15 protein-coding genes are annotated in these 18,344 nt (G+C 57.1%); 6 read left to right on the top strand and 9 right to left on the bottom strand.

Annotated elements, in window-relative coordinates:
* Positions 1-89 precede the first annotated feature (89 nt).
* Entirely contained in the window at positions 90-389 is a 300-nt protein-coding gene (locus tag PSR62_RS09215) for a hypothetical protein (RefSeq protein ID WP_274407484.1), read from the top strand.
* 107 nt (positions 390-496) lie between these two features.
* On the opposite strand, the gene PSR62_RS09210 is transcribed toward PSR62_RS09215, so the two are convergent.
* Positions 497-1,492, bottom strand: coding sequence for a hypothetical protein (locus PSR62_RS09210; RefSeq protein WP_274407483.1), 996 nt, complete (start codon positions 1,490-1,492; stop codon positions 497-499).
* 18 nt (positions 1,493-1,510) lie between these two features.
* Positions 1,511-2,839, bottom strand: a complete 1,329-nt coding sequence (locus tag PSR62_RS09205) for a GIY-YIG nuclease family protein (RefSeq protein WP_274407481.1) — start codon at positions 2,837-2,839, stop codon at positions 1,511-1,513.
* A 197-nt stretch (positions 2,840-3,036) separates the two neighbouring features.
* Here PSR62_RS09205 and PSR62_RS09200 point away from each other — a divergent pair, with 197 nt between their 5' ends.
* The 4 genes from PSR62_RS09200 (at position 3,037) to PSR62_RS09185 (ending at position 7,179) form a co-directional block, all read left to right on the top strand.
* On the top strand, positions 3,037-3,480 hold the full coding sequence (locus tag PSR62_RS09200; RefSeq protein WP_274407480.1) for a hypothetical protein: 444 nt from the start codon (positions 3,037-3,039) through the stop codon (positions 3,478-3,480).
* A gap of 5 nt (positions 3,481-3,485) precedes the next feature.
* A complete protein-coding gene (locus PSR62_RS09195; RefSeq protein ID WP_274407478.1) occupies positions 3,486-4,601 on the top strand; it encodes a DUF4272 domain-containing protein in 1,116 nt (371 codons plus the stop codon).
* A 124-nt stretch (positions 4,602-4,725) separates the two neighbouring features.
* Positions 4,726-6,051: a phosphomethylpyrimidine synthase ThiC gene (gene thiC, locus PSR62_RS09190; protein WP_047814958.1), complete on the top strand. Its 1,326-nt coding sequence runs from the start codon at positions 4,726-4,728 to the stop codon at positions 6,049-6,051.
* A 189-nt stretch (positions 6,052-6,240) separates the two neighbouring features.
* Positions 6,241-7,179 carry a polysaccharide lyase gene (locus tag PSR62_RS09185; RefSeq protein WP_274407477.1) on the top strand — a complete coding sequence of 313 codons (939 nt, stop codon included), beginning with the start codon at positions 6,241-6,243 and terminating at the stop codon, positions 7,177-7,179.
* A gap of 312 nt (positions 7,180-7,491) precedes the next feature.
* Here the strand turns inward: PSR62_RS09185 and phoU are convergent, their stop codons facing one another.
* The 6 genes from phoU to PSR62_RS09155 all read right to left on the bottom strand — a co-directional run bounded on the left by phoU (position 7,492) and on the right by PSR62_RS09155 (position 14,927).
* Positions 7,492-8,169: a phosphate signaling complex protein PhoU gene (gene phoU, locus PSR62_RS09180; protein WP_274407476.1), complete on the bottom strand. Its 678-nt coding sequence runs from the start codon at positions 8,167-8,169 to the stop codon at positions 7,492-7,494.
* Between the two features lie 88 nt (positions 8,170-8,257).
* Positions 8,258-9,076 (bottom strand): phosphate ABC transporter ATP-binding protein PstB, encoded by an 819-nt coding sequence (gene pstB, locus PSR62_RS09175; protein WP_274407475.1) that lies wholly within the window; start codon positions 9,074-9,076, stop codon positions 8,258-8,260.
* 39 nt (positions 9,077-9,115) lie between these two features.
* Entirely contained in the window at positions 9,116-10,384 is a 1,269-nt protein-coding gene (locus tag PSR62_RS09170; RefSeq protein WP_274407474.1) for a PstA family ABC transporter permease, read from the bottom strand.
* 54 nt (positions 10,385-10,438) lie between these two features.
* Complete coding sequence (gene pstC / locus PSR62_RS09165; RefSeq protein WP_274407473.1) at positions 10,439-11,386, bottom strand: phosphate ABC transporter permease subunit PstC; 948 nt, start codon at positions 11,384-11,386, stop codon at positions 10,439-10,441.
* Positions 11,387-11,499: 113 nt separating this feature from the next.
* Complete coding sequence (locus PSR62_RS09160; RefSeq protein ID WP_274407472.1) at positions 11,500-12,558, bottom strand: PstS family phosphate ABC transporter substrate-binding protein; 1,059 nt, start codon at positions 12,556-12,558, stop codon at positions 11,500-11,502.
* Positions 12,559-13,013: 455 nt separating this feature from the next.
* Positions 13,014-14,927 (bottom strand): carbon starvation CstA family protein, encoded by a 1,914-nt coding sequence (locus tag PSR62_RS09155; RefSeq protein ID WP_274407471.1) that lies wholly within the window; start codon positions 14,925-14,927, stop codon positions 13,014-13,016.
* A 392-nt stretch (positions 14,928-15,319) separates the two neighbouring features.
* On the opposite strand from PSR62_RS09155, the gene PSR62_RS09150 reads away from it, so the two are divergent.
* Positions 15,320-16,453, top strand: coding sequence for a thioredoxin-disulfide reductase (locus tag PSR62_RS09150; RefSeq protein ID WP_274407470.1), 1,134 nt, complete (start codon positions 15,320-15,322; stop codon positions 16,451-16,453).
* Between the two features lie 577 nt (positions 16,454-17,030).
* On the opposite strand, the gene PSR62_RS09145 is transcribed toward PSR62_RS09150, so the two are convergent.
* Positions 17,031-18,287 carry a sialate O-acetylesterase gene (locus PSR62_RS09145; RefSeq protein WP_274407469.1) on the bottom strand — a complete coding sequence of 419 codons (1,257 nt, stop codon included), beginning with the start codon at positions 18,285-18,287 and terminating at the stop codon, positions 17,031-17,033.
* Between the last annotated feature and the right edge of the window lie 57 nt (positions 18,288-18,344).

The following is an 18,344-nucleotide window of genomic DNA, read 5'->3' as shown; positions in this document are numbered from 1 at the left end:
CGTCCGGCATCACTCCCGCCTTGGCTTCATCCTCGACGCTACAATAGCAGGCAGGGTTTTGTCGGATGTGTCAAAGGAGAACAAGCAAGATGAGCACGGCACTGCAATTGTCACTCGAAGAATACGACCGGATGATTGCTGCGGGAGCGTTCGTGGGCATGGACCGACACATCGAATTGATTCGTGGGGAGTTGCGCCAGATGAATCCAGCAGGACCGGTTCACTGGGATTTGATTGCCTATGTGATGACCTGGTCAGCGGAGCAGGCCGCCTCGGGCCGACCGACCCTCCCACGGCTTCGCCGCGGGAGGGTGAAGTTTGTGAGCCCTTGTGATTTCACTGGTTCAAAACTGCACGACCTCAGGATTGGAAGGCGAGCCAGCAGCTGAAGAAGGTGCTGGAGTCTGCCTGCAATTGGATGTTGCTCACTGAGTCGGAGGGGATTGCTTTGGGCACTGGCAGAATAGCGTCGCTGCATTCGCAGGAAGGCTTCTCGCTACCCAGCCATTCCAATCGGTCCAGATTTCTTACGGCCCTTGGTTCTCCACTTCGCAAACGCTCCCCCCAAAGCAAGGAACGCCAACGCGCCACTCGGCTCTGGAACTGCGGTGACAGGACTGCTGGAGAGGGAAAAGTTCAGGCTGGTCACGGTCGATCCTTCGACAGACTCTCCAGGATCTCCCTTCACCTTGTATCGGGACTTCGTGACCAAGTTGTACGATCCAGGAGCGAGTTCCAGTGCCGTAATGCTGTAGATACCATCGTCAAAGAGCTTGAAAATATCGAAGGGCGAAGAGCCATCCGATTTTTCGAGTTGCACAGTCGAGTAGCGGATATTCTCTCCGCCAGAAAGGTCGTCTCCGTGCCCGCTGACAGGTGTTAGAGCCCCTTCCGTTTTGACACTGGCCGCAAGCGTCAGGAAGGCCGTCTCGTTGATAGTGAACGACATGTGAGTGGTGTCGAAGACCGTGGCCTCGTCATCCGTGGAGCCAGGATTTGACACCTCCCCCATCGTTGAACCAGCGAAGCTGAATCGCAGATGGCTGTTCTTGTCATACGAGTACGAGCTGTATTCTTGGGTGACGGTCGCGCGACTGTACTGCGTGGCATCCATGCCCTCGTCAACTTCCGTCACGAGGGTGCTCATGAACGCAGGCCCGGCCGAATCCCGTCCGTCGAGAAGCACACCAGGCGTCTCACCAAGAGTGCCACCCGTGTGCACCGTCGTGATGGATGCTTGCTGTTCAATTTGATGCAAGTCAATCACCAGCGCACCTTGCGACTGCGACTCCATCCCGAAAAGAAGGAGTGCAAGAGAAAGACCAAGCAAAGAAAGGGAACATCCTGTTCGCGTCATCATGTCCGTCCATGGGGCAAATCTGGGGGTGTAGGAAAGCGAGGCAAGGCGGAGCGTAGACACCTGCTTCATTTTGAACAAGTGAGAAACTCGCGCGCCCATCGGACCTGATTTCCTACCAAGAGAGCAAATCAAGGAACGCCGCGATCCAGCTCAAAGTGCCTCCGCACGATGATGCGCAAGATGGTGATAGCGTCTGCCGGCAGCTTCCGGCTGGAACGTTTGCTTCAGTTCGCCGCGGTGCTTGCGAAACCACTTGGAAACCACCGCGACGCTGTGCGGGTGATCGGCGCGGATGCGTTCATGCCGTCGCTTCAACATCAACGCCCACTTCTGCATCGTCGGTCGCAAACACTGGTACTGGTCGCGATCCTTGGGCGCCGCAACCACGTCAATGATCTCACCTGATCGAATCAAGTACCAGATCGAACAAGCGTCGTACCCCGTCGCCGCGTAAACAAACGAATAATCACGTCGGGCATGCGACAGGTAAGACAACTTGCGAGTCGCGTACGCCAGTGACTTCATCGTGTCGCGTGCCCGCGAGGCCAGTTCGTACTGCTGATTGGCAGACGCTGATTCCATCAACTCCTGAATCGCGATCAAGGGCTCGTCGTTGAAGCCGTCCAGAAAACTCTCCGCTGCCACGACACGATTCAAGTATTCTTCGCGCGTGCAGGCGGCCGCACACGGTCCCAGACACGTGCCAATTTCCAGACGCAAACAACCCGGGCGGGGCTGCCGGTCGAACAAGGAAAGCTGGTCTTGAAATTGAAAGACCGTTTGTTGACTGCAGTCACGAAGTTGAAACGTTTTGTTGAGCGCGTCGATCACATCTCGCATGCGTGCCAGCCCAAAGAACGGCCCCTCAACGGCAACGCAATCGGAAGTCGGTGGGGTGCTGGCGAGGAAGAATGTCTCGGCAGGCTTCCGCCCCAAGCACAGGTAAACGGCTCGTTGCCTCTGCGGCACGCCTTGAACATTGAATCGAGGTGCCCAACGACGAATCAAATCGAGTTCCCTGAGCTGGGCAGCGAAGTCGCTCGGTTGGGTTTCCCACTGAATCGCACGCGAATTCTCGATGATTCGACCGCTCTTCTCTTTGGACGCTGCGTCGCCAAAGTAGCTCATCAAACGATGCCGCAGCGAACGACTTTTGCCAACGTAGATCAATTCGCCGTGCCGGTCGAACATCCCGTAGACCCCAGGAACGGGGGGGCACTGACCTTTGACCTTGGCTTGCAGCGTTGCGGAGTCCTCCGCACCGACCATGTCGCACGGTCGATCGCCATAGGGATCCAAGGGGTCGCTGCCAAAACCATCGACGAGTCGGGTGGACAACGACGGGGGGGGCGCCGCGGCCGGCTTCTTTTTCGGACGGTTCCCGGGCCCATTTGCGGCAGCAGCGTCGCTCACCAACACCCCGGCGAGCAGGTCATTTCCGCTCGTCTCGCGTCTTTTGCGTCCTTTACGTTTTGCCACCGTATCTCTTTCGCCACCATCCGTGGGATTTTCGCTCGCGGCCGAATCGCCGTGGCAATGCAGAGTATTCCATCTTTGCGGCCGTTCACCAAGCTGAATTTGACGCCAGCCCGCAGCGGGGACTTCTCTTTCTAGGCGTTTTCGTGTTCAATATCGGACTTCCCTTTCACCCCTCACAAGCTGCGCCCTGACGCTTTATGGCTACCGAGCAAACCGAAGACACGCCCCCAGAAGAAACTCCCGTCGAAATCGTCCTGCGCTACAACAAAGACGATACCGACGAGCATGGCTTTGCGTCGGTTTGGAACGTTGCCTCCGCCACCTGTGACGGCGACACCGCGCGGACCCGCGACATGGCGGGACGAATGCTCGGATTCTTGTGCAAAAAAGACTACGAACACGTTGTCTGCAGCTCGACCGACGCTTCTTACCTGGATGAATGGTTCGAACGCGACAAAGCGATCCTCTACAATTGGAAAGCTGACAGCGAAACGACCGACGCAATCACCCAGCACGCTTATGTGCCGGCCGCTGCGATGATCAGTTTCCTGAAACGCGAAAAGTTCAAACCCACTGCGAACTACAGCCCTCGCCGCGCTGACCGCGTGGCTTGGTTCCAAGAAAAGTGGGGCCTCGGCTGAGCCCGATGGGCAACCTGTCCGAGCCACCCTCTTCTTCGGTTCACTTCGCCATTTCGACGGTTCGCTTTCCCGCGAACCCCATCGAAAAAGAGTCGAATCTCGGGGTCACTGAACTGGCCCCCGACGCAGCCGAAGACCTGCTGGAAGAATGCTGGGAACAGATTGATTCAGCGAATCAATCTCCCAACCCGTTGGCCGCGCCTCTGCAGCGTCACCTCCAACGTGCCCGGCACATCTACCGCTTTGAATCCTCCGACCATTCATTGGCTGAGATCCTTTCATCCGAATGGCAGGATTGGGCATGGAGCGTGAACGCGCTGTGGTGGACTTCTGCTTCGGATGGCAAGCCTGCGTTACTCAGCGACCCCGCCGGGCGACAACTGCACGGCCCAGGCTCCTTCGACACCAAAGCTCAGATCCCCTTCCTTCCGGAATCACGGCAGCGACGGATTGAGTCCGCCACGGTCCTGCGCAACCGAAACCTGGATCCAGTGGAGGGCACCGCCCCTCTGCCCAGCAGCAGCGAGACCGAAACGTTTGCACCCGCGATCGCCGCCAAGCGAATGCTCGGACTGTTCGCCGTCGCGGCTCGCGCTGAAGCAATGGCCAACGGCCAGACTCTCGACCTGGATCGAGTCCGTGAGCGATCCCCGCTGGCGGCGGATGCACTGACGCCTGCTGAAAAAGATTTCTTCGACCTGGTTTCACCTCCCGCTGAGATGGTCGACACCGCCGCGTGGCGCTACGAATCACTGCACACACTGCAGTGGGCGTTGCAGATGCAACCGGACCTGGACTGGGCCGATGAACGCTGCGACCTGGCCAGCGTGCTGCGATTGATCCTCTCACTGCCCCACGAAGACCTGATCGAGCACGCTATCTTGCGGCCCGTGGAAGAACTGCTTCAAGCCGCCGACTTGCATGTTTGCTTGTGGTGGAAATTGGCTGTGGAGGGTGCGGCGGGAAGAGAAATCCCCGGCGGACTGGACCCCGGCGTCGTGGCCGAACGCGTGCACGCACTGACCTGGCTGCTGCAATTGTCCGGCGGCGTTCCAGAGGAAGCTGCTGACATGTCCTGGGATCAAATTGGCCGCGAAATCGAAAGCGGCATCGTCGGTTGATCCGACGCCTCCGTCGCTGGCCCAACCTGCCGGAGTAGCGTTTTTGCGGCCTACTCGATGCACCGGTGCTGACGTATAACTTCTACCAACCCATTCGCACTCCGAATTCCTGAGTTCTAATCGCATGACCCAGCTGCTGTCTGCCCGCGCGGGCGAAATCACTTCCGAAATGGAATCCGTCGCCAAACGCGAAAACTTGCCAGTCGAGCTGATTCGCGATGAAGTCGCCGTGGGACGCATGGTGATCCCAGCCAACAAAGTTCACGCGGCTGGTGCCCTGGAACCCATGGCCATTGGCATCGCTGCCAAGTGCAAGATCAACGCCAACATCGGCAACAGTGCCGTGACGAGCAACGTCGGTGAAGAACTGGAAAAGCTCCACACCGCTGTTCACTTCGGTGCCGACACGGTGATGGATCTGTCGACCGGCAAAGACATCGACAACATCCGTCGTCAAATCATCGACAAGAGCCCCGTGCCAATCGGGACCGTGCCGATCTACCAAATGCTGGAAGAGCTCGGCGGCAACATCGAGGACATGAACGCTCAACACTTCTTGGACATGGTCGAGCACCAAGCTAAGCAGGGCGTTGACTACATGACGATTCACTGCGGCGTCAAACTGGAACACCTGCACCTGACCGTCAACCGCGTGACTGGAATCGTCAGCCGTGGTGGATCACTGATCGCCAAATGGATGATGGCCCACAACAAGCAAAACCCATTGCTCGAAGCGTTCGATGACCTTTGTGACATCATGCGTGAGTACGACGTGACCTGGTCGCTCGGCGATGGACTGCGCCCTGGTTCGATCGCAGACGCATCCGACGACGCTCAGTTCGCTGAACTGGATGTGCTTGGTGAATGCACCAAACGCGGCTGGGAAAAGGGCACCCAGGTGATGGTCGAAGGACCAGGACACATTCCTTTGGACCAAATCCAAATGAACATCGAACGGCAAATCGAAGTTTGCCACGGTGCTCCGTTCTACGTCTTGGGCCCATTGGTCACCGACATCGCCCCTGGCTACGACCACATCACCAGCTGCATCGGTGCGGCCAACGCCGGCATGCACGGGGCTGCCATGCTCTGCTACGTCACGCCGAAGGAACACCTGGGCCTCCCCAACGAAGAAGACGTCAAACAAGGCGTGATCGCTTACAAGATTGCCGCCCACACCGCCGATGTCGCGCGCAAACGCAAAGGCGCCCAAGACCGCGACGACGCACTTTCCAAAGCCCGCTTCGATTTCGACTGGAAAGAGCAATTCCGGTTGTCGCTCGACCCAGAAACGGCCCAGCGTTATCACGACGAAACGCTTCCTCAAGATACCTTCAAGAGCGCTCACTTCTGCAGCATGTGCGGACCGAAGTACTGCTCGATGAAGATCACCGAGGACATCCGCCAAATGGCCAAGGAAAAGAAACTGGTTGGACTTCCAACAACCTGATCGACCCAACAACCTGATCGACTCAGCCAGCCATCGGCTCTGCGGATGACACGCTTCAAAGCCTCCCAACTGCCTCGCAGTTCGGAGGCTTTTTTTGCGCCCGCACCACGACCGCTGAACCGGGCTGACCTCTGGCTCACGAACCAGCCAGCCACGCCCGAGACACAACCAACCGTTCGGAATCAACCAATGAATGCTATCCTGTTCGAGGCCGTGCTGGCGACTCGCGTGATCCCGCTGCAGGCTGCAGGCCGCTTGAACTTGAATCGCAATCCCAAAAGAGTTGGGCCGACCATGACTCGAATTCCCTTCGCGTTGCTGCTGCTCTTGAGCGCGGTCGGATGCCAGAAACAAGGCGACCGTGACGAAGAATTGTCATACTTGCGTGCAGTCCTCCCTGCTGAACTGCTCGAGCACTCGCACCTGGACATTCCTAGCCGCGACTGCATCGCCAAGCTTGAAACGCCGGATGGCACCTCTCTCGGGCTAAGAATCTTTCCTGGCCAGCCCAAATCCCACGGTGGAATCCGAGCGGAGGTCAGCCTGGACTATCCCTTCCAGCCTGAAGAAGTCGTCCGGTACTCCTGGCGGTTTCGACTGCCGGAAGACTTCGTCTCGGACGCCCCGCAAAACCGCTGGTGGGTCATCGGACAATGGCATGACCAACCTGACACCACCAAGAACGAAACCTGGGACACGCACCCTTCCTACAGTCCCCCGATCTCACTTTCGATCGCAGAAGTGGATCAAAACCTGTTGCTTGGGATCAGCTATGGAATCACACACAGCGGCCACGAACAGGCCCATCCCGCCCCGATCCCTATCCAGCGTGGCAACTGGTACACCGTCCACGCGGACATTCTTTGGTCGCCAACGGCCACAGGAAGTGCCAGGATCTCCCTGCAAGACGTCGCAGACAGCGACCGGTTGATGACGGGCCCCAACATGAACAATGCCCACCAGCACTACCTCAAGATTGGCATGTACCGCCACCCGGCGATCCGATCCGACAACTGGATCCACATTGACCAGATCACTGCCGCTCATCTCACGAAGGAGCCGCTTGAGAACGAGACAGGCTTTGGTGGAGAGAGCAAACCGCTCAGTGCATCACCGGAGACGCGTTGAAGGACTGCCAGACCGACCACGAAGGTGGTCGCACATCGGCCATGTTGAATTCTGCGACGCCCTTTCAGGGTCGAAACGCGATGGTGCCTTCCATGATCCGTCGGTGCGCTACGCGACCGACGGCTACCGCCTCAAATCCCTCACGGGACAAGGTTCTCACTTGTTGGCAATCGATGCCTTGTCGACTTGCCCACTCGAAATTTGGCTGTTGTTCTTCACGCGATGCTTCGCGGTCTTCCGCTACGAACGGAACGACCGAAGTTGGCTTCGCAACGGTTCCGAAACTCGGATCTGCAATCGACCCACTCCCACTCAGTGGGCTTTGCCTTCTCCGATGTGGTGTTGGTGCCGGACGATGTCGCCGCTGACCATGTAGATGGTCTCTTCGGCGACATTGGTCGCCATGTCCGCGATTCGCTCCAGATGGCGAGTGGCGCTAAAGCAGTGAACCGCAGGTTCGACCCAATCCGTGTCGGTCTTCATCATCGCCTGCAACTCTTCGATCAACTCCACGTTCAAACGATCCACTTCATCGTCACGGGCGATCACCTGGTGAGCCAATTCTGCATCTTGCTCAATGAAGGAATCCAGTGCCGAGCGAACCATTTCCAACGTGACAGTCACCATCTGGTTGATATCGTCAGGAACGTTGAACAGGGGAAACAAGTCCAAGGACTTGCTGCGTTCAGCGATGTTGCATGCCAAATCAGCCATCCGCTCCAAATCGGCATTCAGCTTGATCGCCGAAACCATCCAGCGAAGATCAATCGCAACGGGCTGGTAGAGCGCCAGCAACTTCAAGCACTCCTCTTCAATCCGGACATCGTTGGCGTCCACCTTGACGTCCGTTTCGATCACTCGGACTGCCATGTCAGGACGTCGTTCCACGAGCGCCCGAACGGACATCTCGATCATTTGTTCGACCACACCGAACTGCTCCACCAAATCAGTGCGAAGATCCTGGACGGCTCGATTGAGGTGCTTGCTCATAGGTGATTCCGAATGGGCCTTTCAGCCAACCAGGCGGGCTGAAAGTTGAGAATGAGTGGGGGTGGGGTGGAGCGAGGAACAGCCGTGATCAACCGAAACGACCGCGAACGTAATCGTCCGTTCGCTTTTCCTGGGGCTTGGTGAAGACGTCTTGAGTGGCTCCCGATTCAACCAACTTTCCTTCGTAGAAGAAAGCGGTTCGATCGCTACAGCGACTCGCTTGCTGCATGTTGTGCGTCACCATGACGATGGTGTATTGCTCACGCAACTCATAGATCAAGTCTTCGATGGCCAACGTACTGGACGGATCCAGCGCACTGCAGGGCTCATCCATCAACAACACCTCCGGCCCGACTGCGATCGCGCGAGCGATGCACAATCGCTGCTGCTGCCCACCGGACAACCCCAGCGCTGGAGCGTGAAGTCGGTCCTTCACCTCGTCCCAAACCGCCGCCTTTCGCAGCGACCATTCCACCAACTCGTTCAGTTCGCTGCGACTCAAGTAGAGGTGCAAGCGTGGCCCGAAGGCAACGTTTTCAAAGATGGTTTTGGGAAACGGATTGGGCTTTTGAAACACCATTCCAATGCGACGACGAAGGTTCACCACGTCGGTCGACTGCGCCAGAACGTCCAAGTCATCGATCATCAACGTCCCGCGACTGTTGGCCGAAGGAACGATGTCGTTCATCCGGTTGATCCAGCGCAGCAACGTGCTCTTGCCACAACCGCTGGGGCCGATGAAGGCTGTCACCTGGTTGCGAGGCACCTCCAGCGAGAGATTGTGTATCGCTTGGAAGGACCCGTACCACGCACTGAAATCTGCAATTCGAATGCATGTTTCCGACGCCACCTCCGCTTTCGCGGGTGAGTCCGAATGGAGATTCGCCGATCGAGAGACTTCTGACATCGTGGAAGTATTCGCGTTTAGAGCTTTCATTGGACCGTGTTATCCTACCCGCATTTTTTGTCGAAGATAAATCGCCACTGAGTTCATCAGCAACAACACGGCAAGCAACACAATAATCGCCGCCGCAGCGAGTTCTTGATAGGCTGCTTGCTGACGACCGGCCCAATTAAAAATCAGCACCGGCATCGTAACCACATTATCCATCAAATTCTGAGGGCCAGAGTTTTTGGCCACCGCCGCCCCTAGAACCACCAAGATGGGTGCAGCCTCCCCAATCGCTCGGCCCATCGCCAAAATAGCGCCCGTCATGATACCCGGCATGGCTGCAGGGAGCGAAACATTTCGGACGGTTTGCCACTTGGTGGCCCCCAGCCCAAACGAGGCTTCTCGCAAACTGGAGGGCACCCCACGGAGCGCCTCCTGAGAGGCGATGATCACGATGGGAAGGATGACCAAAGAAAGGGTCAGCCCAGCCGCCAAGAAGCTTTTCCCAAACGGGAGACGCATGTAATACCACTTGGTCTCGGAGTAAGAACCACCGCCTTGGCCTTTCCGAACCGTTCGCTCTCGAACCTTGAGGTCGCTCGGCTTGGGCTGCCCAGACGCAGGGTCCCAGACCGCCAATTCAAATTCTTGTCCCTGGCGATCGACGGCCAGCATCGGGGCATCAATCGTGATGGATTTCTCTGCTTCCTCTGCTTGTGGAATCAGAACGGTGTGACCACCACCCGCCAAGGAAAGGACTTGGTAGTAGTGGTCGACGCCAAACAACTCCGTCCCGCTGGATTCATTCACTTGAATCCGGCCAAAGACATTGAACATGAACACGAACAGACTCAGGCCAAGCAACCCGTAAACGATGGATGGCACACCGGCCAGATTGGAGATATTCAACTGGATGAAGCCATGCAACATCTTCAGCGACTTGCTGACCGGCTTGAATTCTTCCAAGAAGATTGCCGTGCCGATGCCAAGCGGAAGCGCCGAGATGGCACAGATGCCACAAATGAAAATCGAGCCCACAATCGATGGCCACATGCCGGCGGACTCAGGGTTGAGCTCGCTGTGCGAGTTCTGCAGCAAATCGGCGGTCAACCGGGAATGACCTTGCCATCCGATGGAGACCAACAAGACCCCCAGCACGACCACGCTCAAGCCGGAGATCAAAACGCAAAGCAGATAAAACAAACGGCTGTAGAGTTTGCGTCGACTTGAGTTGTCCGTCGACACCGAGAACTCCCCCTCCGTGAACCCAGAACCTGGGGGAGGGCTGCCGTCATCGATCGGTGTGTTAGAAGCAGTCGTCATGGAATGGTTACGCATGAGAGAAAAACGCAGGATGACTTAGCAATGAACGGTTCCTTAGGAATAAACTTCTTGGTAGCGGCGACGGATCAGTTGCCCGACCAGAGTCATCCCAAATGTGATCGCAAACAAAGTGATGGCGACCGCGTACAAGCTGAAGTATTGAACGGTCCCGTACTCGTTCTCACTCTTGATCATTTCAACGATGAACCCCGTCATCGTTTGCGATTGCTCGCGAGGGTCCGCGGTGAAAGTGGCTCGCGTCCCCGCCGCCAGAGCCACCACCATCGTCTCGCCAATCGCTCGGCTGAAGGCCAGCAAGAATGCGGAGACGATCCCCGAGAGCGCCGCGGGCACGACCACTTTGATGGACGTTTCAAACGGGGTGCATCCCAAACCATAAGCGCCTTCGCGAAGCGCCCTCGGAACAGCGTGCAAAGCGTCTTCGGATAAACTGCAAACCATTGGCAAACAAAGGATCCCGACGGCGATGCCAGCACTGGTCGCGTTGAACGTGTCAAACCCGCCTGCAGAGAGAAACTGCAACGAAGGACTGACAACCAAAACCGCAAAGTAACCCAGAACCACTGTGGGAATCCCCGCAATGACTTCCAGGGTCGGCTTCAGAACGGCTCGCACACGGTTGGAGGCGAACTCAGACAAAAAAACCGCTGTGATCAAACCACATGGCAAGGCAATCAACATGGCGATCATCGTGACCCGCAGGGTCCCCGACAGAAGCGGCCAAATCCCAAACTGAGCCTTTGCAATGTCTTTGCTTTGAAGAGCTGTCCATTCTGTCCCGGTGAGAAATCCCCGGACGCTGACATGTTCGCTCTGAAAGAAATGCCAGCTTTCACCAATCAACATCACAACGATGCCGACGGTGATCCCAACGGTCAGCAATGCGCACAGTGCAAGCAAAGCCACCATGGCTTTTTCTTGCACCACACCCATGCCAGTCGAACGAAACTTCTTGTTGACAAGTGCGGCTGGACGATTCAAGGCAATCTACCCGATCAGCCACCGAGCTGGATCAGCAAGGCGGCCCTATGAATTGCCTTCGCCGCCAAAGCAGCGACAAAGGAAACAGTCTGTAAGAAACTGAAACGGTCTGCTTAGGGAACGAGATTTTCGTCGATGAACAAATCCGTCAAGGCACCGCTGCGACTCTCACCAGTTTCATCGACGAAGTGAGTGCCTGTTTTCATTGCGTCCAAATTCGCTTGGACTTTTGTCATCACGGCTTCGGGCAAACGAACGTAACCCACCTTTTGGCTGACCTCTGGTGTGTTGGCCAAGAAGTACTCGATGAACACTTGAACTTCGGCTCGGTTGAGCGACTCGGTGTTGACATAGATGAACAACGGACGGCTGAACGGAGCGTACCGGTTCGACGCGATGTTGTCGGTCGTTGGCTGGTAGGCGATTTCGTCCTCGGGATTGACGACGGAAACCGCACGCAGCTTGTCTTTGTTTTCTTCGTAGTAAGCCACCCCAAAGAAACCGATCGCGAATTTGTTGTCCGAAACACCTTTGACCAAGATGTTGTCGTCTTCGTTCAGATTCATGTCGCCACGAAGTTCTTTCTTCGACTTCTTCGCCAACACTTCGTGGAAGTAGTCATAGGTGCCCGATCCGGTTCCAGGCGAATAGATCTGAATCGCTTCTTCTGGCCAACTCGGATCAACATCGCTCCACTTTTTCACCGCTTCCTCACCGACAAACATGGACTTCAGCTGATCGACGGTCAATTCTTTGACCCAGTCGTTCTGTGGGTTCACGACGATGGTCAATCCGTCGTAGGCGACGGGAAGCTCGACGAAGCTGACACCATTTTCTTTGCACTTTTCAAATTCACCCGATTTGATGGGGCGAGATGCATCCGAAATGTCCGTGCCCTTGTCGTAAAAGCTCTTGAACCCGTTTCCGGTTCCGTTGCCGCTGACGATGATGTCAACCTTGGGATGTTCTTGAATGAACCCTTCCCGGATGGCGTTGCTGATTGGCTGAACCGTGCTGCTGCCGTCCACTTTGATCGTGCCGACCAAGTTCGATTCAGTGGCGGGCGGCGAGGAATCACTGCCGGCTCCGGAGTTTGAACTGGACTTGTCACAGCCCGTCGAAACGACCGCGAGTGCGATCAAGCACGAGAAGGCAAACGAAGTGAATTTCATTGTCGGATCGCCTGATAAAGGGGGACGATAGAGTGGGAAGGTGGGGTCACATCTGTTTCAAGAAGACACAGAATCCGTCGCGTCCATTCCATTGCGGCTGGCTGCCGATCCGTTGCAGTTCATTTTCAGCGCGGACGAATTGTAATCCTCTTCTCAAGGTTGACAAACAGACCGTCAAAGAGACCCTCGCAACCTCAATCCTCCCCACAAAACCATGGATTCAGCGGTCCTGACCGCCCTTGATCGCACCAAGATGGCGATTTGGCGTCATAAACGGATTTGAAGATATTGTTAAGAAATGGGCGGGCAGAAGTCGCAAAGTGCCCGCGACCGCGCATCTCCCCCCCAACGGCCCGGTTCAACGTCGCACCTGCGCCCACCTTCTTCGCAATCGCGATGGCGGTTCAAACGCGTCCCTGGCTCCCCATGCCTCAGCAGCCTCCCAATCTGACTCGCTAGTTCGCGGTCAGGGGATCGCTGCTCCCGAACTCGTCGCTGGTGTCGGCTTGCTGCATCACTTCCGGCAAACGACGCCAAAGTGAGATCGCTTCTCCCACCATCCAGGCCTGCAAAATCAACACGAACGAGCCAAACCCAATCAGCACGTAGTCTCGCTGTGGCCACCAGTTGTTGACCAAGTCAAAGACCATCGCCCAAGCAGGCAACAACAGCATCATTCCCATCGGGATCGCCAGCACCGCCACCGGTCGACTTCGTCGGGCGAGATAGAACACGGCCACCATCAATGCCAAACCGGCCAGCAATTGATTGGTCGCACCAAACAACGGCCACAACATCAAACCACCCTTGCCGGGACTCTCGCCCGCGAAAACGGCGATCGCCATTCCGATGCCAACCGCGATGGTGGTCGCCACGTACTTGTTGGTTCCCATCTGCCACCCCGCGGACAAGGCCAGTTCACTGATCACGTAACGCTGCAACCGAGTCGCGGTGTCCAACGTCGTGGCCGCAAAGCAAGCCACCATCACGGCCATGATTGCAACGCCGTATTTCAAGGGGATGCCGATGGCGGAGATGAAGTTGGCTCCTCCATCGATGAACGCCGCGAGTTTTTTGTCGAGCCCCTGGCTCTTCCATCCACCACCGGCGGCTGCCGTCCCAGCCTCAACTTCCGCCGCCGATGGTTCAGTTCGATAATAGGAACGCCAGGCGGCCGAACCGTCCAAAGCGGCTTCCCCTGCAGCAGCTTCCGCCACCGCCACCGGCTCTTGCCGGGTGATTTCGATCGCCCCCGAAGATGCATCGCGAGTCAAACGCCCCATCCCAACTCCTGCACAACAAGCCAAAATCACCAGCACGGCCAGCATCCCTTCGCCCAGCATCGATCCATAACCAATCATTTGCGCGTCACGAGCATTCTTGAGCTGCTTGCTGGTCGTTCCGCTGCTGACCAAGCAGTGAAATCCGCTGCAGGCTCCACAGGCAATCGTGATGAACAAAAACGGCAGCATCGGGGGTGCATCCGCAGGAACCTGCTTGGCAATCGCGGGCGCCGCCGTGGACAGATTGGCTTGCCCGTTCAGCGACGCGACCGCCAACCCGGCGACCAACAACACCAACGCCACCCCCAACTGCAAACTGTTCAAAAAATCCCGCGGCTGAAGCAGCAACCAAACCGGCAACACCGACGCAAAGAACGCGTAGATCAGCAACAACAACGTCCACACGACGACCGGCGTCATGTACACCGAATCGGCAGGCAACACCTCCGCCAAATCCAGCGGCAACGCGGTCGCGCCCAGGTAAACCGTCAGATACAGGATTCCCAATCCGATCAAACACGGCACCACCAAGTTGCCTCCGCGGCGGATCACAGCCCAACCGATGAACGCAGCGACTGGCATCGCCGTCCAAACGGAAAGCACCGACTCGGGATACAACTTGAAAATATTCGCGATCACCAACCCGAACACCGCCAACACAATCGACAGGGCCATCGCCAACACGATCAGGAACAACACCTTGGCTCGTGGCGAAATCAAACGTCCCGCTGCCTGGCCGATCGATTCACCTCGACTGCGGATCGAAATCACCAAAGCGGCCAGGTCATGCACGCCGCCGACCAAGATCGAACCAAACACAACCCACAGCAAAGCCGGCAACCACCCCCAAAAAACCGCGAGTGCTGGACCAACAATTGGTCCGGTCCCGGCAATGCTGGTGAAATGGTGGCCGAAGACGATGGACCGATCCGTCGGCACGAAATCAACGTCGTCCCGCTGGGCCACGCTGGGCATCGTTTCATCCGCACTGAGACGGAACAATTTGTCCGCCAGATAACGGCCATAGGTGTGATACGCAACGACAAACGCGACCATCGAAAGGATCGCAATGACAAGAGTGCTCATGCGGGGAGATCAGCTGACTGACAAAGAGGGGAAAGGCAAAGTGGGGAAAGGATGGTGGGGCTCGAATGACATCCGCAGTCCAGCGGCAGGCGGTCGGCAACCTGCACTCGCCATTGAATCGGTGGGACCTCGGTTCGCACGATGGCGCTGTTTTTCCCAAGCGGACTCGGTGTCACAAGCGAAAACGGGCCAAATCGGCCGACGTGAAGCGATTCACGCCGACAGAACCGAGAGATCGAATTGAACCGTTCCCGGCGGAATTCCTGCCATTGTCCGGTCGTCGATTCGCATTCGCCCCCTATAATACGCGAAACGCGTGGGCTCCGAACGATGTCGCTGGCCCAATCGAGACCATTTCGCATTCGCGTCCACTCACTCATCAAGATTGAACCATGAGCTCTGCTTCAAGCAACGGAAACGCCCAACCCAAGACAGAAAAGACCATCATCATCGGCAGCGGGCCGGCCGGTTGGTCCGCGGCCATCTACGCGGCGCGGGCAAACCTCGATCCCGTCCTCTACGAAGGCACCGTCAAGCCTGAAATGATTCCGTTGGGACAACTCGCCTACACCACCGAAATCGAAAATTTCGCTGGGTTCCCGGCTGGCAACATCCGCGCGTTCGTGGAATCTGCCGTTGACAAGGACCGCCACTGGAACCTGCCAATGGCTCCCGAAGGGCACGAAAAAGACGGCCAGCCCCACTACGCGGTGCAAGGCGTGGAGTTGATGGAACTGATGAAGCAGCAAGCGATCAACTTCGGAACCCGAGTCGTCGGCGACGATATCGAACGAGTCGACTTTTCCGGAAAACTGCACACACTCTATCCCGGCTCGGGCGAACCCGTCCAAGCTCGCACCGTGATCATCGCCACGGGTGCTCGGGCCAATTACCTGGGCCTCCCCAGCGAAGAACTCTACAAGAACAAAGGTGTCAGTGCCTGTGCCGTTTGCGATGGTGCACTGCCCGTCTACCGTGGCAAACCCCTCGCCGTGGTCGGCGGTGGTGACTCCGCCGTTGAAGAAGCCACCTACCTGGCCAACTTGAAAGGTGCCGACAAGATCTACTTGCTCGTGCGTCGCGACCAAATGCGTGCCAGCAAAGTGATGCAAGATCGGGCGATCAATCACCCACATATCGAAATCCTGTGGAACACCGTGGTCGAAGAAGTTCTCGGTGACGAAAAATTGGTCAACGGACTGCGTCTGAAAGACACCGTCGACGGCTCCACTCGTGAACTGAAAGTCGGCGGCATGTTCGTCGCCATCGGCCACACGCCCAACACAGCGTTCTTGGACGGTGCCGTCGACATGAACAGCGAAGGCTACATCCAGTGGACCCAAGCGTTCCGCACCAACACGTCGGTTGACGGCGTCTTCGCCGCAGGCGATGTCGCGGATGACTACTACCGTCAAGCGATCACGTCCGCGGGAACTGGTTGCATGGCCGCTCTGGATGCCGAACGCTTCTTGGCCAAGCACGAAGAAACGACCGGCACCAGCGAAGCACGTCCTTCGTTGACCTAAGAAGCATGACCTTGGGTCGAAACCCCAAGGCTCCCGTCCCTCCGCGACCGGTTGTGCGCATCCGGATGATCGAACAACCGCGGAGCGGTGACAGGCGTGACGGCTTGTTGATTCATCCGATTTCACAACCCGACGGTGAGTGAGGCACCCACAGGCTCGTCGCAATGGCACGCGATCCCTCACGCACGCTTTTTGAAGTTGCGCTTTTGCAGTCGTTTTTGTTGGCCAATGGCCATCATCAACCCAGACGTGTTGAATTGAATTTGGCCGTTGGCCAAAATGGGGCCGTGTTTTTCTGCTCCAGGGGCGATGCCTGGGCTGATTAAAATGTGCTTCGTCGAGTTTTGCCCATCCGAGGCGAACGCTGACAACTCGGAGAGTTGTGCGACAATGTCGCTCGATTCTCCGAATCGTGAGCGCAAATTGCGTTTCGCTTTGCCAGTGCAATACAGCCCAAGCCTTCCAGTCGAAGTGATTCTCGTCAGCCCAGGCGATGCCCCTGGCTATGTTGAACGAGGCCGTTGGCCATTAACGCAAAAGCGCAACTTCAATGCTCCTACGTTGGACTGTCGCAGCGCTAGTTGGACGATTCACCGGAACTGCCTTGCAACTCCAGCATCGCCAGTGCGAAGGCTTCGCCGATCTGGGCCATGGTCTTTCCACACCCCAGGTAGTGATACCCGGCGTTGGACGCCCCGCGATTCCACAGCGCGAGCTCTTCCTCTGAGATCAACTCGCGTTCAAATTCTTTCATGAAGTCAGCTTGCTGCTCTGGGGTCATGGATCCGTCCTGGTTTTCATGGCCAGGCTGCTTCGTCCGCAGCTGAAATGACTTCTGTTGCACTGCTGCGAATTGAGTGGCAATGGCCCCGAGCCGCTGGTCCCAGTAAGGTCCCGTTGGAACCGCCACGACGTTGCCGCGAAAGGCCTCCATCTTTGCCGGAGCTGCCATCGCATCTCGGAACTGCTGGTGATCGGGACTGGGATTTTCACCGTCGACTCCCATCACGCCGATCACAAACGGCAACTCCGCCGCACTCGAGTCGACATCGCTCAAATCCGACCGCACGTCGCGAATGAAGTCCGCCATCCACTGCGAGTACTTGGCGAAACGATTCTGCTCGGCATCGGCGGGCAACCGAGGATAGACATCTCGATTGACAACATCGTTCCAACCTTGGAACCAGACGAATCCAGCCAGCTCGTAACCTTGATCTTCTTGATACGCAGGCACCACTCGGTCGAGATCGCTCAGCACGGACTTCACGTGCGTCATCATCAATCGGTAGTACTTGCCCGAGTCTTGCTCGTGATTGCGATCTCGCTCGATGTCGTTTTCCGTCCGCGGGTAAACTCCAGCACTTGGCGGACGAAAATCATAAAACAGCGACTTGCCTCCCCAGGCGGTTTTGATCAGCAGAACCGGGGCGTCGGTGTTGTCCTCGAGCGTCAAACCAAACGTGAACTCGGGGCCAATCTTGCCACCATCTTCACTCGGATCGGGGCGCGAACCGTAACCGGTCGTCAGCTTGCCCAAGCCTTCGCCGTTGGCGTCGCCTCGCCCCGTCAAATAGGAAATCCAAACCCGGTCGCATTCGCGGAATGAGCCGCCTTCGTCGCGCATGCGTTGGAGCAACGACTTGGCTTGCGGATCATCGCTCATGTAGTCGATCGTTTCGACCTTGGCGTGCCCTTCCATGTTGGACTGCCCGGCCAGGATATAAACCTGCAGCGGCGGAAGCGTCTTGGACGCAGACGGATCGTCCCCGAGTGCGGGGACGGTGATTGGCAACGCGGCTAGCAAACAGCCAACCCAGCAAACGGGACGCAACATCGATACAGCCTCAACAGAAGAGGAAAGGTTGATGAGGCGATCGCGTCGCTGGCGCTC

The organism is Rhodopirellula sp. P2 (assembly GCF_028768465.1).
Taxonomy (GTDB): Bacteria; Planctomycetota; Planctomycetia; order Pirellulales; family Pirellulaceae; genus Rhodopirellula.
This window is presented reverse-complemented; position numbering and strand designations above follow the sequence as displayed.

Excerpts from the sequence above, each read along its gene's own strand:
- PSR62_RS09185 (WP_274407477.1), top strand. The coding sequence starts at position 6,241 with ATGAATGCTATCCTGTTCGAGGCCGTGCTGGCGACTCGCGTGATCCCG.
- PSR62_RS09170 (WP_274407474.1), bottom strand. The coding sequence starts at position 10,384 with ATGACGACTGCTTCTAACACACCGATCGATGACGGCAGCCCTCCCCCA.
- phoU (WP_274407476.1), bottom strand. The coding sequence starts at position 8,169 with ATGAGCAAGCACCTCAATCGAGCCGTCCAGGATCTTCGCACTGATTTG.
- PSR62_RS09145 (WP_274407469.1), bottom strand. The coding sequence starts at position 18,287 with ATGTTGCGTCCCGTTTGCTGGGTTGGCTGTTTGCTAGCCGCGTTGCCA.
- pstB (WP_274407475.1), bottom strand. The coding sequence starts at position 9,076 with ATGTCAGAAGTCTCTCGATCGGCGAATCTCCATTCGGACTCACCCGCG.
- PSR62_RS09150 (WP_274407470.1), top strand. The coding sequence starts at position 15,320 with ATGAGCTCTGCTTCAAGCAACGGAAACGCCCAACCCAAGACAGAAAAG.
- PSR62_RS09215 (WP_274407484.1), top strand. The coding sequence starts at position 90 with ATGAGCACGGCACTGCAATTGTCACTCGAAGAATACGACCGGATGATT.
- PSR62_RS09155 (WP_274407471.1), bottom strand. The coding sequence starts at position 14,927 with ATGAGCACTCTTGTCATTGCGATCCTTTCGATGGTCGCGTTTGTCGTT.
- PSR62_RS09160 (WP_274407472.1), bottom strand. The coding sequence starts at position 12,558 with ATGAAATTCACTTCGTTTGCCTTCTCGTGCTTGATCGCACTCGCGGTC.
- thiC (WP_047814958.1), top strand. The coding sequence starts at position 4,726 with ATGACCCAGCTGCTGTCTGCCCGCGCGGGCGAAATCACTTCCGAAATG.
- PSR62_RS09195 (WP_274407478.1), top strand. The coding sequence starts at position 3,486 with ATGGGCAACCTGTCCGAGCCACCCTCTTCTTCGGTTCACTTCGCCATT.
- PSR62_RS09200 (WP_274407480.1), top strand. The coding sequence starts at position 3,037 with ATGGCTACCGAGCAAACCGAAGACACGCCCCCAGAAGAAACTCCCGTC.